Source organism: Desulfocastanea catecholica (assembly GCF_054657295.1).
On sequence record NZ_BAAHYZ010000005.1, the window covers coordinates 87,604 to 102,199 of the forward strand.

The window sequence follows — 14,596 nt, forward strand, 5'->3', positions numbered from 1 at the left end:
AAAACAATAAAGCCGATTTCGCAGGGGCAAAATCGGCTTTATTCATGATCAGTAAGAGAACCAGCGCATACTACTCACTATATTTAGCGATCCTCTTCTGGTGACGGCCGCCTGAAAATTCAGTTTCAAGCCAGGCATTGACCATGCGCAGGGCATTATCCGTATCAAGAACCCGTGCGCCAAGGCAGAGGATGTTGGCGTCATTATGTTCTCTGCTTAATTTCGCCGTCTGGATATCAAAACAGTTAGCCGCTCTGATATTTCTGTGCCTGTTTGCCGCGATCGACATGCCAATCCCGGTACCGCACACTAAGATCCCCCGCTGGCATTCGCCTCGCTGCATGCTCGATACCGCTTTATCGGCAAAATCGGGATAATCTACCGAGTCACCGGAATCACAACCAACGTCAAGGACATCACGGCCGGCCTGCAGAAGACTTTTTTTGATTCTCTCTTTCAGATCAAAACCGCCATGGTCGGAAGCGAGGACAATTTTCATTTTTCTCTCCAAGAGGAGCTCACCCATTGCATCTTTTCATTGCTACAACGGCGTTCGTTCCGCCAAAGCCAAAAGAATTGGACAGCGCGGCACGAATATTCATCTTCCTTGCGATATTGGGAACATAATCCAGATCGCATTCCGGACTGGGATTTTCAAGATTAATGGTGGGCGGGGCGATCTGATTGTAGAGCGCAAGGGCGGTAAAAACCGCCTCAATGCCACCGGCAGCACCGAGCATATGTCCCGTCATCGACTTGGTAGAACTGATCGCCAGCTTTTGGGCATGCTCTTGAAACACAGTTTTTATGGCATGGGTTTCGCACTTGTCATTGAGTGGCGTGGAGGTACCATGCGCATTAATATAATCGACATCCTCAGGGGCCAGTTCAGCATCTGCCAGGGCCATTTTCATCGCTCGCATCCCACCCTCCCCATCTTCAGGGGGCGCGGCGATATGATAGGCGTCGCTGCTCAACCCATAGCCACCAAGCTCGGCATAGATTTTAGCCCCCCGGGCAACAGCATGGTCGTACTCTTCCAAGACGAGCATCCCTGCCCCTTCGGACATGACGAAACCATCACGATCTCTGTCAAAAGGTCTGGAGGCCTTTGTTGGGTCATCATTACGAGCGGACAAGGCCTTCATGGCAGAAAAACCGGCAACGCCAAGACCGCAAATGACCGCTTCCGTTCCCCCGCTCACTACCATATCGCACAAGCCATATTTAATGTGCCGATAGGCCTCTCCGACGGAATGGGTTCCGGCGGCACAGGCTGTGGTCAAGGTAAGATTTGGCCCTTTGGATTTAATAGCCATGGATATATGACCAGAAGGCATATTAGGGATGACCATTGGTATGAAAAAGGGTGTAATTCTCTTCGCCCCTTTTTCAAGACTTATACTATGGTATTTTTCGATGGTAGGCAGTCCGCCCATACCGCAACCGGTAATAACGCCGACCCTGCCGCAGTTTTGCTCCGTTACCTGAAAACCGCTGTCGTCGACCGCCATCCGGGCGGCTGCAAGACCATATTGGACAAAAAGATCAAGGTGTTTTGCTTCCTTTTTCTCAAAGAAATCGTCAGGCTGAAAATCTTTTACCTGCGCAGCAATTTTTACAGCGTAATCACTGGTATCGAAGCGAGTTATCAGATCAATGCCACTTACCCCGGAACAAATATTTTGCCAACTCTTCTCAACACCGGTACCAAGAGGTGTTACCAAACCGACACCTGTAATCACTACCCTTCGCTTCACAATAATTACTCCTTTTATATATTGTTACTGTCGCAGCGTGTAAACGGGGGGTATATAAAAATTGCTACGTTCAGTTGATGTCAAAGCTATTTGAGCTTTTTAACGTAGTTGATAGCATCCTGAACAGTTGTAATACCCTCGGCGTCTTCGTCAGGGATTTCAATATCAAAACCTTCTTCCATGGCCATTATCAGTTCAACGAGATCCAGAGAATCTGCCCCAAGATCATCAACAAATGATGCATTTGCAACGACTTTTTCTTTTTCAACACTTAACTGTTCTACGATTATATCAATCATTTTTTGTTCGATTGCCATTGTCCTTCTCCCTTACTTGAAATTCGACATAGTTTTTTAAGCCATGTGCAATGATTTTACGTTACAACAACACCACAATTATCCGTTACGTCGGATCACAATTACATATACATACCGCCATTTATATGGAGCGTCTGCCCGGTAATATAGCGGCCATCCTCGGATGCAAGATAGGCCACCGCACCGGCCACATCCTCAGTTGTTCCCAATACAGCCAGCGGTATGTCCCGCTTCAGCTGTTCCTGGGCCTTGTCATCGAGCAGGTCAGTCATTTCGGTTTGAATATAACCAGGGGCGACACTGTTCACGGTAATATTGCGCGACGCATACTCCCGGGCCATGGACTTGGTCAGTCCGATCAAACCGGCTTTTGCTGCCGAGTAATTCGCCTGGCCCGGATTACCGGCTACCCCCGAGACTGAGGAAATATTAATAACCCGCCCCCATTTCTTCTTCATCATCGCCTTTGAGGCGGCCTTCGCACATAAAAAGGCCCCCTTGAGATTGGTATTCATCACCTCATCCCAATCGGATTCTTTCATTCTGGCCATAAGACCGTCTCGGGTTATTCCGGCATTGTTCACCAGGATGTCGATTGATCCGGCATCGGCAAGTATTTTTTTAAAGGCCTCCTGGACGGCATCACTCTGAGCGACATCAAAACAGATGATCTCGGCTTTGTTGCCCGCTTCTTGAATAATTTTCCGGGTCTCTTCAGCAGCTGAGGATCGACTGACATAGTTGATATAGACCAATGCGCCCATGGACGCCAGACGAACACAGATAGCTCGACCGATGCCACGGCTGCCGCCTGTTACCACGGCAATTTTTCCTTCCAGGCTCCTCATGTTTACCGACGCTCCTCAATTTTTTTAATCAATTTAGGAAGGATTTCAAACAGGTCACCGACAATCCCATAATCGGCCACATTAAAGATCGAGGCATGTTCATCCCTGTTGATCGCGACAATAGTGTCTGCCGACTGCATGCCGGCAACATGTTGCACGGCCCCGGAGATACCACAGGCGATGTACAGTTTCGGCGCCACGGTCTTCCCGGTCTGGCCGACTTGATGCGGATAAGGAATCCATCCGGCATCGACCACCGCCCTTGATGCGGACACCTTTGCTCCCATCGTTTCCGCCAGTTCTCTTATCAGTTCAAAACCTTTGGCGCTTTCAAGGCCTCGGCCACCGGAGACAAGTATATCTGCCTCCTGAATATTGACCTGACCACCTTCCTCCACCACCGACTCGAGAACCTGTACCCGACTCTGCAGTTGCTGTTTCGTCGGAGTTATGGTGACAATCTTCCCATTGCGTGAGTCGGAGTATTCCAGTTGCTTCATGACTTTCGGACGAACCGTCGCCATCTGCGGTCTCGTCGATTCCGAGACTATGGTCGCCATAATATTGCCCCCAAACGCAGGGCGAGTCTGCAACAGTGCACCGTCTTCTTCTCGGATCTCCAACTTGGTGCAATCAGCGGTAAGACCTGCATTTAATATGGTAGCGACTCCCGGGATAAAAGAGCGACCAATTGCGGTGGCCCCGGCCAGGACGATCTCCGGCTTGTATTCCTTGATCACATCCGCGGTTATCAGACTGTAACAATCATCCCGAAATTCCCCGAAGGCAGGGTGATCGACCAGGTACACGACATCAGCACCATGACCGATGAGCAACTTGGCGGTCTCTCCGGTTTCATGACCGAGCAGCAGGGCACTGAGCTGCACCCCACGTTTGTCGGCCAATTGCCGGCCGATGCCTAAGAGTTCCAGGGAGACCGGTGCCAGTTCATTGCGCCGATACTCGCAAAAAACCAGAATACCGCTCCAGGCCGCCAAGTCGTCCTGCGCCTGCTTCGATTGAATATCAAGACGAAGCGCCCCGACCTCACAACTTTCCACACAGGCTCCACAGAGCGTGCAGGAATCGCCGACTATCGCCAACCCGTCCTTGACAGTTATTGCACCAAAGGGACAACTGTCTTCACATATACCACAGCCGATACAAAGCTCTTTATCTACTTTCAACATATTTTCAATACTCCGCTCTGTTACAGATATGGAATCAATTTTTCAACAAGCTGATCAAGCTGTTCATCAAGTGTGCCGGTCAGTACAGACCGCTTGCTCCGGGTTTCCGGGGGGAATACCTTGACAACCTTGGTAGGAGAGCCGGGCAGACCGATACAGGCGGCATCAGCGCCGATATCTGCCGCAGTTAATTTGACGATTTCCGCCTTTTTCGCCTTCATTTTGCCTTTAAGTGAAGGCACTCGGGGTTCGTTGATGTTTTTGACAACTGTGAGCAGCGCAGGGTAGTCCACGGCAACAACGTCATAGCCATCGTCCATCATCCGTTCGACAATCAGCCCGGTCTTGGTTGCTTCACGGACCTTTTGCACACAGGTTAAATAAGGCACATCGAGACGGGTGGCAAGGCCGGGCCCCACTTGGGCGGTATCGCCATCAATTGCCTGTTTACCGCAGAGAATCAGATCAAAACTGCCAATTTTTTTCAGCGCATTCTCAAGGGTATAGGCTGTCGCCCAGGTATCGGCACCGGCAAATGCTCTATCGGAGACCAGCACCGCACTGTCCGCGCCGCAACTGATCGCCTGGCGCAGCATTTCCTCGGCCTGTGGTGGTCCCATGGTCACCACGATGACCTCGCCGCCAAGCCGTTCTTTCAGACGGACAGCTTCTTCCAGGGCGTGCTGATCATAAGGGTTCATGATCGATTCCACACCTTCTCTGGCAAGCGTATTGGTAACAGGATCCAACCGAACATCCTTTGCGTCCGGAACCTGTTTGATGCATACGATAATTTTCATTCAACAACCTGTATCTATCTTGAAATCTCAGCTCTAGCGAAAAAAATAGCCCGTTATTGACCAAAACAGTCAATTCAGTCAATTGCTCTGATCAGGAATATTCTTTATTGAGTTCCTGACCTATAACGTTACGCTGAATCTGGTTGGTTCCTTCGTAAATCTGTAATATTTTTGCATCCCGCATCATTTTTTCAACAGGATACTCACACATATAGCCATAACCGCCCATAACCTGAACCGCATCGGTGGTCACCTTCATGGCCACATCGGTTGCGTAGGTCTTGCACATCGCCGACGCTTTGGACATATCTTTCGGATGTTGCTGGATATGTTTTGCCGCAGCGTAAACCAGGGCACGGGCGGATTCAATACCAATAGCCATATCGGCCAGCATATGCTGCACCGCCTGGAAAGCGATAATCGGTTTACCAAACTGTTGACGCTGTTTGGCATACCTGGCCGCCTCGTCCAGCGCGGCCTGGGCAAGACCAACTCCGAGTGCACCAATGCCCGGCCGGGAAAGATCGAGGGTTTTCATAACAGTAATAAATCCGGTTCCCAGCCGGCCAATCAGACGCTCTTTCGGAATGCGACAATCCTTGAAAATCAACTCGGTGGTAGAAGAAGCCCTGATGCCCATTTTCTTTTCTTTAGGGCCGCAGCTGAATCCGGGATCGCCTTCTTCCACGACAAACAGTGACGCACCGCGAGCGCCCCGGCTCCTGTCGGTAATCGCCACGATCGAATATATCTGCGCCTCACCACCGTTGGTAATCCATTGTTTTGTGCCGTTTAGAACCCACTCGTCTCCATCCAGCACAGCCGTGGTCTGAATACCGGAAGCATCTGACCCGGCATTGGCCTCGGTCAGGCCGAAGGCGCCGAATTTTTTGCCGGTAGCGACATCGGGCAGGTATTTCTGCTTCATCTCTTCGGAGCCGCTGATAATGATCGGGTAGACACCGAGAAAGTTAGCCGCAAATGCAGTTCCCACACCGATACAGCCGCGTCCAAGTTGCTCAACCGTAAGCGCTATATCGAAACAGCCCCCACCGAAGCCGCCATATGCCTCTGGAATCGGTACACCAAAAAGATCCGCCTGGGCCATCTCGTTGAGGATCTGCCGTGGAAATTCATGTTTTTCATCCAGTTCGGCGCGCCGAGGTACTATTCGTTCATCAGTGATCTGCCTTGCTATATCGACGATCATCTGTTGTTCTTCAGATAAGAAATAATCCATACTCATATCTCCTGTTTACCACTTGATCAGGGTTGCTCCCCAGGTAAAACCGCCACCAAAGGAACAGAACAAAATTGTATCGCCTTGTGCAATCAAGCCACTGCTATGTGCTTCATCAAGAGCGATGGGGATGGATGCAGCGGATGTATTACCATACTTGGATACGTTTATAAATACTTTACTCTGTGGGATATGCAGCCGATCAATTAAATTGGTGAGAATGCGCATATTCGCCTGGTGCGGGATGACCAGACTCAAAGATTCCTTACTGATCTTTTCTCTTTCCAGAAGCACACTTACGGCATCTGCCATGGCCCGAACCGCATGCTTAAACACCTCCCGCCCTTCCATCTGTATATAGGCGCCGGGGTTGCCTTCAACGGCAAGATCAGGATTAAAGCTTTCCGGTGCATGCATGCAGAGAAGCTCCCACAGGTTGCCGTCCGAATGCATATTCGAGCCGATTATGCCGCGGTCGGTTGCCGAATACCCCAGAACGGCAGCCCCGGCACCATCGCCAAAAAGAATACAGGTGTTTCTGTCCTGCCAGTTGAGACGGCTCGACAGGGTTTCCGCACCAATCACCAGCACCTTCATGGAGTGATCGGCCTTGATATATTTATCGGCCAGATCCATGCCGTAAAGAAACCCCGAACAGGCAGCATTTATGTCGTAGGCGAAAGCATTTTTCGCCCCGAGTTCTTTCTGCACGAAGCAGGCACTTGAAGGCATCAGCATATGAGAACTTATCGTGCCGAGAACTATCAGCCCAATCTCCTCAGCTGCTACACCGGCAGACTCGAGGGCTTTTTGCCCAGCCTGGGTAGCCAGCTGGTATGTCTTTTCGCCCTTACCGCCGATATGCCTGCTTTCAATGCCTGTTCTGGTTTTTATCCATTCGGCGCTCGTATCCACAATCGATTCGAGTTCTAGGTTAGTGAGAACCTTTTCAGGTAAACATGAACCGGTCCCGAGTACAACAGTTCCCATTACATCTCCAAATTTTGGACATTATTGCTGGCGGCAAGACTATCGAGAATATCCTGATTGATATTACCCCTGGCCATTTTAGCTGCTTCGAGAAGAGCGTTTTTTATCGCCTGGGCACTGGATTTGCCATGGCAAATTATTCCTATTCCATCGATTCCCAGGAGTGGTGCCCCGCCATATTCCGCGTAATCGACCCGCTTTTTAAACGCTTTAAAAGCGTGCCTTGCAAGCAAATAGCCAATTTTAGCGCGAAAGGATTTGACGATTTCATCCCTGAGCATCTGCATGGCGGCCTCGGCTAGTCCCTCGCTTACCTTGAGACAGACATTGCCGACAAAGCCGTCGCAGACAATGACATCCACTTCGCCCTGGAAAACATCGCGCCCTTCAACATTGCCGATGAAATTTAAGCTACTTTTTTCCAACAGCGGATAGGTCTCTTTTATCAGATTATTGCCTTTGCCTGTTTCTTCACCGATGGACAGCAAACCAACACGAGGATTTTTCACATCATGAATGCGGGACAACGCCGCAGCCATCACGCCAAACTGAAAAAGATGCTGAGGGCGGCAATCTACGTTGGCGCCAATATCCATGAGCACAACGGGTTTTTTAAGAGTCGGAAAAATCGATGCGATACCTGGACGGGAAATCCCCTCCAGTCGGCCGAGCTTGCGCGTTGCCGCAGCGAGCGTTGCCCCGGAATTGCCGGCACTGACAGCGGCATCAGCCTCCCCACGGCGAACGAGGTCGAAAGCGACCATGATGGAGGCATCTTTCTTCTTGCGAATTGCATCAACAGGATGTTCATTCATCTCAATTACTTGAGTTGAATGAACGATCTTGATCAACTTTTCTGACTTGGCATCGGGTGTTAAGATGTCAAGTTGCTTGCGGAGAAGACTTTGGTCTCCAACCAGGCTTACGCTCAGACCAGTCTGTTTGACGGCGAGCAATGCCCCGGCAATCAATTCCTCTGGGCCATAGTCCCCACTCATGGCATCCAGGGCTATTTGCACACCATTCTCCTATTTTACTTCGGCATCAAGAGAGTACACAGTTCTCCCTTTGTACTTGCCGCAGCTGCCGCATAAACGATGCGGCTCTTTCGGTTCCCCGCAATCGGCGCACAGTGAAAGCCCTGGCGCGGTCAAGCCGTCATGGGACCGTCTTTTTCGAGTACGGGAATGGGAGTGTCTTCTTTTTGGTAAGGCCATTTTATCCTCCAACTTAGGTATGTAGCATACCTTGCTATTAATTTTATCAACGGTTGGTGAGTTTTTTCAGAACAGCAAAAGGTGAATCACTCTTCTCCAAAGAGCAAGCACAGTCTCCACTGTTCAAAGCATTCCCACATCCGGCACAGATACCTTTACAATCTTCACTACAGAGAGTTCTTAACGGGATAGCCAGATACGACTGCTCGCGCAAGATTTCATCAACATCTATTTCCGCTTCCTTGAGATACAGGGTAATGGCATCGTCATCACTACATTCAATCTCACGCAGTTCAAGGGCCTGTTCTTTTCTGGTTGTCACCAGATAAACAAAATCCCAAAGTACATTTTCTCTTACCTGTTCTCCGCACCGGTCACAGACAGCTAAACGGTGACCTGCTATTTTACCCTTGAGATGCACAGTCTCGCTGTCACGCCTGGAAACACAAATATTTGCCGTGGCAATGAGGTTGAGATCGTCATCTCCATGGGAGAGCCATGAGCTGTCCTGGAGCGTGAATCGAGCAGCTCTCCCGGTGATTTCTTCAAAAAACAGTTTCATACAGCAACAAAAATCGAAATTGGCGACGAATCAAAAAATAAAAGAAAGGAAAAATAATCAATTTATCTCAGATTGGCTAGAAAAAAACAACACGGAAGAGAAAATCAATTCGGCGGGTCTTATAAAATGACGTATTACCAAACAGTTGATGATACCGACAGAACTAAAAATTCAAGCTTCCCTGAATCAGAGCACGTGGGTAAGTCGTTCGGAGTTCTTCTCGAGGCGCAATGATACTCTCTGTAACAGCCATTTGAGCAGTTTAATTATCAAAACCGGCGATTCATCAACCAATATATCAAAAGCCTCCATCGGAAGGACAAAAAGCTCGGAATCCTTCACCGCAACCACGGTAGCACCACGGGTCTGCCGACCAAGAAGCCCTTTTTCGCCAACAGGTGCGCCCGGATCGAGCAGAGCGACCACCTGCATTTTCTCGCCAAATCCGGTTTTCATTTGCACGGCCACCTTTCCGGTGTGCAGAAAGTACAAACAGTCAGCGGCATCACCTTTGCTAAAGACAACCGTACCGGCTGCATAGGAAACGTGCTGCATAGTCGTCAGAAGGGTTCTGGCCTCCTCTTTTTCCAGAAAAGAAAAACAACGCTGCCGGATTTGATCACTATAGACAACCATAAGGCCCTATTGCGCCTCCAGGAGAAAAGAGCGGTTCTTTTCCTCCAAGACCTTGACAAGTCCCTGATAATCATCTTTACGCAGTATAGATTTAAATTGTTCCTGATAGTTCCTTACCAGGCTGACCCCTTCGATGTTGATATCGTAGACCATCCATCCGGTATCAGTTTTAGTCATAATATAATGTAATGGAATTTTTACGTTATCGTTTTCTATAAGGGTAGTAACCTGTGCCCTGTCACCTTTTACTGTTTCCGCGACAAACTCAACATCCTTACCCGAGTACCCCTCGAGTTTACCGAGGTAGACATTTTCGAGAAACTTCGTCATGAGGACAGTGAAATTATCCCGTTCCTGTTCGTCAATCTGCCGCCAGGTTTTGCCGAGAACACGTTTTGACATCTCTCTGAAATCAAACCCCCGTTTAATCAGCGACATGATCTTGTCCCGCCGCTCGACCAGATGCTCATTGCCCTGCAGGCTTTCATCTTCCAAAACAACCTGGATATCATGGAGGACAGGCTTTAGAACAGCAGTTGGGCTAAGCTCTTCGGCACCTGCCGTTGCAAGCGATAAACTACAAAAAACGATGCCCAATAAAAGTAATTTTTTCATTATGTATCTCAATAGGATAAAAAAATTGTCATGGTGAAGAACGCTCACCTTAAAGAGTTGCGTTACTCTTATTGTTCTACACTGCCAAAGGCAAATTTACTGATCAGCGATTCGATATCGAGCGATGACTCGGTCTCGACTATCATCTCGCCAGCTTGAAAAAGCTCTTCGTCGCCACCAAGGCTCAACTGGATATATTTATCGCCAATTATTCCCTGTGACTTCACCGAAGCCACTGAATCCTTGGGCACCTTGAGTTTATTTACAAGCTGCAGCGACAGGATCGCTGCATCCAATGGACCGAGTTCTATAGCTATTACCTCGCCCACATCGACACCCGCCACCTGCACGGAAGCGCCTTTTTTTACGCCGGCGACATTGTCAAATTCAGCCTTGAGCACATAGGTTTTACCCCTCGTTAAAAATGACACCTCGCCTAGCTGTAAGGCCAGATAGACAAAAGCGGCAAAACCGATAATCATAAACAGGCCAACGCCCATTTCCAAAGTATTTTTTTTCATTATTCCACCAGGTGACTTTGATAGATGTCTCCCATCGTTTTTTGGACAAATTCCTGGATATACGGTTTTTCCGACCACTGAATTTCCTCAGGGCTGCCAAATACATCCATTTTCCCATTGTGCAAAAGTATTACCTGATCTGCCAGATTAAATATTTTCGGTATGTCGTGGCTGACAATAATCGAAGTAAAACCAAACTCGGCCTTGGTTCTGGCAAAAAGATGATAAATCTCCTGGCTCATAACCGGATCAAGACCAGTGGTGGGTTCATCGAACAGCATGATTGAAGGTTGAAGCTGCATGGCCCGGGCCAGCCCAACCCGCTTTTGCATCCCGCCACTCAGCTGGGCTGGATATTTTTCCTCATGACCGGTGAGTTCAAATTGGGCAAGCGTCGTAGCAACCCGATCCTGAATCTCTTCTTCACTTTTTTTGGTGCGCTCCCTCAGCGGCAGAGCGACATTTTCAAAAACAGTCAGCGAATCAAAAAGAGCCCCACCCTGAAACAAGACACCAAATTCAGTGCGGAGCTGTTCAAGATCTCGTCCTCTCAGTCCGGTAATATCCCTGCCTTGGATGAGAATCTGTCCTGAATCAGCCGCCATAAGCCCGAGGATAAGCTTCAGGGTGACACTCTTTCCCGTCCCGCTCCCTCCGGCAATCACCGTCGTTTTGCCGGCCGGAATAATAAAATCAACGCCATCAAGGACGTACTGGATGCCGCCATTTCTTTTGGCAAAGGACTTGACGACATTTTTAAATTCAATAGCAGAAGTCATTACAGAAGGACCGCCGTCAACAGATAATCAAAGACAAGCACCGAGATAGAGGAGAAGACAACCGCCTGGGTAGTTACCCGACTGACACTTTCCGCACCGAATCCCGCGCCTCGAATCACCCCGACAAAATATCCCCGTGCTGAACAGATCCAGACGACCAAAAGAGCAAAGACAAAGGATTTGATTATCCCAAGCCGGATATCATGGTTGGTAACACTGCTCTGCATGCCCTGAATATAGCTGCCGGGACTGACATCCATCAATCCCACCCCGGCCATATAGCCGCCGAAAATGCCGACCACATCGAAAACAGCCGTCAGGAGGGGCATGGAAATAAGCATGGCGAGAAATTTCGGGGTAATGAAGTATCGAAATGGGTCTATAGCCATACAGTCCAGAGCATCAATCTGCTCGGAAATGCGCATGATACCGATTTCGGCACAGATCGCCGAACCGGCCCGCCCGGCAACCATTAAAGCCGTCAGCACGGGCCCGAGTTCCATGATCAGGGTAAGGGAAACCGCTGAGCCAAGCATTCCCTCGGCACCAAACTTATTCAGGGAATAATAACCCTGCAGTCCCAGCACCATACCCGTGGACAAGGCGGTAAAAAATATCACCACCAGCGAACCGGCACCGATAAAGTGCACCTGGCGCACAAGTTCTCGCAATCGGAACGGACGCCTGAATATTCCGCGAAAAGCATGCAGGAGAAAAAACGCCATGCGGCCAAGATCAGTCAGCACATACAGTCCGGTATCACCGAGCCGAGCTATAGGGTTACTTTTCATGGGTTACTTTTCATGGAATTTGCCGCACTCTGTATTTATCAGCCATAAATAAATAGTATACGGGGGAGTTTTGTCCACAACGCGTTACCGCACTAGGATATATTGTGCCAGGCAAGATGTCAATGCCAAGACATTCTTCCTCTTTAATTCCGGAGAATAAAATTTGCCCTTCAAAAGCACCGGCTTTTGGCGATACATCTTGACCAATGCTGCATTCAATTTTTCCTCGGATCATAGGTTTCTCGCAACGCTTCACCGATAAAGATCAAAAGTATTAACATTCCGACGAGAACCATAAATGCAGATAATGAAAGCCACCATGCCTCAATATTGCCCTTTCCCTGAGCAAGTAATTCGCCAAGACTCGGCGTCGACGGCGGCACCCCAAGACCTAAAAAATCCAGACTGGTAAGAGCGAGTATCGCCGCGGAAATGCGGAAAGGAAGAAAGGTGATAACCGGAGTGAGGCCATTTGGCAACAGATGCCGCCACATGATCGTCATATTTCCAACGCCAAGGGCACGGGCGGCCTTGACATATTCAAGATTTCTGCCCCGTAGAAATTCCGCCCGTACATAGTCCGATAAGCCCATCCAGCTGAACAGAGAGAGGAGCACCAGCAGAAGCAGTATACTTGGTTGAAATATCGAGGCAAAAATAATCAACAGATACAATTCCGGCATAGCCCCCCAGATTTCAATGAACCGCTGAAAGATGAGATCCGTGCGGCCGCCGAGATAGCCCTGGACCGCCCCGGCGACAATGCCGACCAGGGTCCCGGTAAAGGTGAGAGCCAGACCAAAGAGAATGCTCAGCCTGAAACCATAGATAATTCTTGCCAGGACATCCCTGCCCCTGTCGTCGGTCCCAAAGAAATTGTGTCTGGTTGGCGGCGAAGGAACCGGCCCGACAATTTGCTGGTTGATGGTATTATAACTGTTCTTATTGAGGGGAAAAACAACGAAGTTACCGGATTCACTAATTTTCTGAAGAATAAAAGGATCCCGATAGTCGGTTTCGGTCTCAAAGTCGCCGCCGAAAGTAACCTCTGGATACGAGACAAAAACCGGGAAATAAAATGAGCCGTTATATTTCACCAGAAGCGGTGCATCGTTGCTGATCAGTTCCGCCGACAAACTCAAGCCGAACAGGATGGCAAAGACAATGAGGCTGTAGTAGCCTCGCCTGTTGCGCTTAAAGCGCTGCCAGACCTTGGTTCTGCGCCTTGCTGTCGCCAGTTTCAGTTTGGTCCTGGGATGTGCGCTATTCATCGAGCCCCTCAAAACTGATGCGCGGGTCGACCAGCACGTAGCTCAAATCAGACAGCAGACGAGAGATCAGCCCGATCAGGGTGAAAAAATAGAGGGTTCCGAGGACCACCGGGTAGTCACGGTTGAGCACCGATTCGTAGGCGAGCAGGCCCATGCCGTTCAAGGAAAAAATAGTTTCGATGAGCAGGCTGCCGGTGAAAAACGAGGCGACAAAATAGCCTGGAAAGCCGGTGATGATAGGAATGATACCATTTCTAAAAACATGCTTGTACAGCACCTGGGTCTCTGAAAGACCTTTAGCCCTGGCGGTAAGAACATATTGTTTGCGAATTTCCTCGAGAAATGAGTTTTTCGTCAGCATGGTCATAACCGCGAGACTGCCCACGGCAGTGGCCGTGATCGGCAAAACCATGTGCCAGAGATAGTCAACTATTTTCATCCCGAAATTGAGCTCGTGCCAATTGTCGGAAACAAGACCACGCAGCGGAAAAATAGACCAGAAGCTGCCCCCGCCAAAGAGGACGATCAGCAGGATGCCCAGAACAAATCCGGGAATGGCGTAGCCGACAAGGATAACCGAGGAGCTGACCACATCAAATCGCGATCCATCCGCCACAGCTTTTTTAATGCCAAGTGGAATACAGACGCCATAGACAATCAAAAAGCCCCACAAACCCAGCGACATGGAAACCGGCAGCCGCGAAATAACCAGCTCGGCAACACTTTGGTGGTAGTAATAGGAGGTGCCAAAATCAAAGACGAAATAATTCTTCATCATTTTAATAAAGCGAGCGAGAGGCGGCTGATCGAAGCCGTAGAGTTTTTTCAACCGATCTATTTTCTCCTTGTCAAGCCCGGAATCTCCACGATACAGTGTCGATGCCCCGGCCCTCACCTCCCCGCCACCTGCGCCAAGTCCCTCTATTTCCCCGATCATCTTCTCCACCGGACCACCGGGTACAAACTGGGTGATGACAAATGTGACCACCATCACCCCGAGTAAAGTCGGTATCATGAGTAGGATTCTTTTGGTGATATAGAGCAGCATTTTCTCTCCGA

At 49.4% G+C, this 14,596-nt stretch carries 19 protein-coding genes; all 19 read right to left on the reverse strand.

Annotation, left to right across the window (positions count from 1 at the left end):
• Positions 1 to 70: 70 nt before the first annotated feature.
• Positions 71 to 499, reverse strand: a complete 429-nt coding sequence (rpiB, locus tag ACYQ8U_RS06330; protein WP_459944684.1) for a ribose 5-phosphate isomerase B — start codon at positions 497 to 499, stop codon at positions 71 to 73.
• A 19-nt stretch (positions 500 to 518) separates the two neighbouring features.
• A complete protein-coding gene (fabF, locus tag ACYQ8U_RS06335) occupies positions 519 to 1,760 on the reverse strand; it encodes a beta-ketoacyl-ACP synthase II (protein WP_459944685.1) in 1,242 nt (413 codons plus the stop codon).
• 86 nt (positions 1,761 to 1,846) lie between these two features.
• A complete protein-coding gene (gene acpP, locus ACYQ8U_RS06340) occupies positions 1,847 to 2,077 on the reverse strand; it encodes an acyl carrier protein (RefSeq protein WP_459944686.1) in 231 nt (76 codons plus the stop codon).
• A gap of 101 nt (positions 2,078 to 2,178) precedes the next feature.
• Complete coding sequence (fabG, locus tag ACYQ8U_RS06345; RefSeq protein WP_459944687.1) at positions 2,179 to 2,925, reverse strand: 3-oxoacyl-[acyl-carrier-protein] reductase; 747 nt, start codon at positions 2,923 to 2,925, stop codon at positions 2,179 to 2,181.
• Between the two features lie 2 nt (positions 2,926 to 2,927).
• A complete protein-coding gene (locus ACYQ8U_RS06350) occupies positions 2,928 to 4,115 on the reverse strand; it encodes an electron transfer flavoprotein subunit alpha (RefSeq protein WP_459944688.1) in 1,188 nt (395 codons plus the stop codon).
• A gap of 20 nt (positions 4,116 to 4,135) precedes the next feature.
• Positions 4,136 to 4,915: an electron transfer flavoprotein subunit beta/FixA family protein gene (locus ACYQ8U_RS06355; RefSeq protein WP_459944689.1), complete on the reverse strand. Its 780-nt coding sequence runs from the start codon at positions 4,913 to 4,915 to the stop codon at positions 4,136 to 4,138.
• 91 nt (positions 4,916 to 5,006) lie between these two features.
• Positions 5,007 to 6,155, reverse strand: a complete 1,149-nt coding sequence (locus ACYQ8U_RS06360) for an acyl-CoA dehydrogenase family protein (RefSeq protein WP_459944690.1) — start codon at positions 6,153 to 6,155, stop codon at positions 5,007 to 5,009.
• Between the two features lie 15 nt (positions 6,156 to 6,170).
• Positions 6,171 to 7,145 carry a beta-ketoacyl-ACP synthase III gene (locus ACYQ8U_RS06365; RefSeq protein ID WP_459944691.1) on the reverse strand — a complete coding sequence of 325 codons (975 nt, stop codon included), beginning with the start codon at positions 7,143 to 7,145 and terminating at the stop codon, positions 6,171 to 6,173.
• Entirely contained in the window at positions 7,145 to 8,164 is a 1,020-nt protein-coding gene (gene plsX, locus ACYQ8U_RS06370; RefSeq protein ID WP_459944692.1) for a phosphate acyltransferase PlsX, read from the reverse strand. The genes ACYQ8U_RS06365 and plsX overlap by 1 nt, the downstream gene beginning before the upstream one ends.
• A 9-nt stretch (positions 8,165 to 8,173) precedes the next feature.
• On the reverse strand, positions 8,174 to 8,362 hold the full coding sequence (gene rpmF, locus ACYQ8U_RS06375) for a 50S ribosomal protein L32 (RefSeq protein ID WP_459944693.1): 189 nt from the start codon (positions 8,360 to 8,362) through the stop codon (positions 8,174 to 8,176).
• 46 nt (positions 8,363 to 8,408) lie between these two features.
• A complete protein-coding gene (locus tag ACYQ8U_RS06380; RefSeq protein WP_459944694.1) occupies positions 8,409 to 8,924 on the reverse strand; it encodes a YceD family protein in 516 nt (171 codons plus the stop codon).
• Between the two features lie 186 nt (positions 8,925 to 9,110).
• Entirely contained in the window at positions 9,111 to 9,560 is a 450-nt protein-coding gene (locus ACYQ8U_RS06385) for a cyclic nucleotide-binding domain-containing protein (protein ID WP_459944695.1), read from the reverse strand.
• Positions 9,561 to 9,566: 6 nt separating this feature from the next.
• The gene (locus ACYQ8U_RS06390) at positions 9,567 to 10,175 is read right to left on the reverse strand and encodes an MlaC/ttg2D family ABC transporter substrate-binding protein (protein ID WP_459944696.1); all 609 of its coding nucleotides are present in this window, start codon (positions 10,173 to 10,175) and stop codon (positions 9,567 to 9,569) included.
• Between the two features lie 68 nt (positions 10,176 to 10,243).
• Positions 10,244 to 10,696, reverse strand: a complete 453-nt coding sequence (mlaD, locus tag ACYQ8U_RS06395; protein WP_459944697.1) for an outer membrane lipid asymmetry maintenance protein MlaD — start codon at positions 10,694 to 10,696, stop codon at positions 10,244 to 10,246.
• Positions 10,696 to 11,475 carry an ABC transporter ATP-binding protein gene (locus ACYQ8U_RS06400; RefSeq protein WP_459944698.1) on the reverse strand — a complete coding sequence of 260 codons (780 nt, stop codon included), beginning with the start codon at positions 11,473 to 11,475 and terminating at the stop codon, positions 10,696 to 10,698. Before ACYQ8U_RS06400 ends, mlaD begins: the two co-directional genes overlap by 1 nt.
• Positions 11,475 to 12,266 (reverse strand): MlaE family ABC transporter permease, encoded by a 792-nt coding sequence (locus tag ACYQ8U_RS06405; RefSeq protein ID WP_459944699.1) that lies wholly within the window; start codon positions 12,264 to 12,266, stop codon positions 11,475 to 11,477. The genes ACYQ8U_RS06400 and ACYQ8U_RS06405 overlap by 1 nt, the downstream gene beginning before the upstream one ends.
• Before the next feature lie 10 nt (positions 12,267 to 12,276).
• A complete protein-coding gene (locus tag ACYQ8U_RS06410; protein ID WP_459944700.1) occupies positions 12,277 to 12,501 on the reverse strand; it encodes a hypothetical protein in 225 nt (74 codons plus the stop codon).
• Complete coding sequence (locus ACYQ8U_RS06415) at positions 12,482 to 13,537, reverse strand: ABC transporter permease (RefSeq protein WP_459944701.1); 1,056 nt, start codon at positions 13,535 to 13,537, stop codon at positions 12,482 to 12,484. Before ACYQ8U_RS06415 ends, ACYQ8U_RS06410 begins: the two co-directional genes overlap by 20 nt.
• A complete protein-coding gene (locus ACYQ8U_RS06420) occupies positions 13,530 to 14,585 on the reverse strand; it encodes a microcin C ABC transporter permease YejB (RefSeq protein ID WP_459944702.1) in 1,056 nt (351 codons plus the stop codon). Before ACYQ8U_RS06420 ends, ACYQ8U_RS06415 begins: the two co-directional genes overlap by 8 nt.
• Between the last annotated feature and the right edge of the window lie 11 nt (positions 14,586 to 14,596).

Coding starts and splice junctions, on each gene's coding strand:
- rpiB (WP_459944684.1), bottom strand. CDS start 499: ATGAAAATTGTCCTCGCTTCCGACCATGGCGGTTTTGATCTGAAAGAG.
- acpP (WP_459944686.1), bottom strand. CDS start 2,077: ATGGCAATCGAACAAAAAATGATTGATATAATCGTAGAACAGTTAAGT.
- fabG (WP_459944687.1), bottom strand. CDS start 2,925: ATGAGGAGCCTGGAAGGAAAAATTGCCGTGGTAACAGGCGGCAGCCGT.
- ACYQ8U_RS06350 (WP_459944688.1), bottom strand. CDS start 4,115: ATGTTGAAAGTAGATAAAGAGCTTTGTATCGGCTGTGGTATATGTGAA.
- ACYQ8U_RS06355 (WP_459944689.1), bottom strand. CDS start 4,915: ATGAAAATTATCGTATGCATCAAACAGGTTCCGGACGCAAAGGATGTT.
- ACYQ8U_RS06360 (WP_459944690.1), bottom strand. CDS start 6,155: ATGGATTATTTCTTATCTGAAGAACAACAGATGATCGTCGATATAGCA.
- ACYQ8U_RS06365 (WP_459944691.1), bottom strand. CDS start 7,145: ATGGGAACTGTTGTACTCGGGACCGGTTCATGTTTACCTGAAAAGGTT.
- rpmF (WP_459944693.1), bottom strand. CDS start 8,362: ATGGCCTTACCAAAAAGAAGACACTCCCATTCCCGTACTCGAAAAAGA.
- ACYQ8U_RS06380 (WP_459944694.1), bottom strand. CDS start 8,924: ATGAAACTGTTTTTTGAAGAAATCACCGGGAGAGCTGCTCGATTCACG.
- ACYQ8U_RS06385 (WP_459944695.1), bottom strand. CDS start 9,560: ATGGTTGTCTATAGTGATCAAATCCGGCAGCGTTGTTTTTCTTTTCTG.
- ACYQ8U_RS06390 (WP_459944696.1), bottom strand. CDS start 10,175: ATGAAAAAATTACTTTTATTGGGCATCGTTTTTTGTAGTTTATCGCTT.
- mlaD (WP_459944697.1), bottom strand. CDS start 10,696: ATGAAAAAAAATACTTTGGAAATGGGCGTTGGCCTGTTTATGATTATC.
- ACYQ8U_RS06400 (WP_459944698.1), bottom strand. CDS start 11,475: ATGACTTCTGCTATTGAATTTAAAAATGTCGTCAAGTCCTTTGCCAAA.
- ACYQ8U_RS06405 (WP_459944699.1), bottom strand. CDS start 12,266: ATGAAAAGTAACCCTATAGCTCGGCTCGGTGATACCGGACTGTATGTG.
- ACYQ8U_RS06410 (WP_459944700.1), bottom strand. CDS start 12,501: ATGATCCGAGGAAAAATTGAATGCAGCATTGGTCAAGATGTATCGCCA.
- ACYQ8U_RS06415 (WP_459944701.1), bottom strand. CDS start 13,537: ATGAATAGCGCACATCCCAGGACCAAACTGAAACTGGCGACAGCAAGG.
- ACYQ8U_RS06420 (WP_459944702.1), bottom strand. CDS start 14,585: ATGCTGCTCTATATCACCAAAAGAATCCTACTCATGATACCGACTTTA.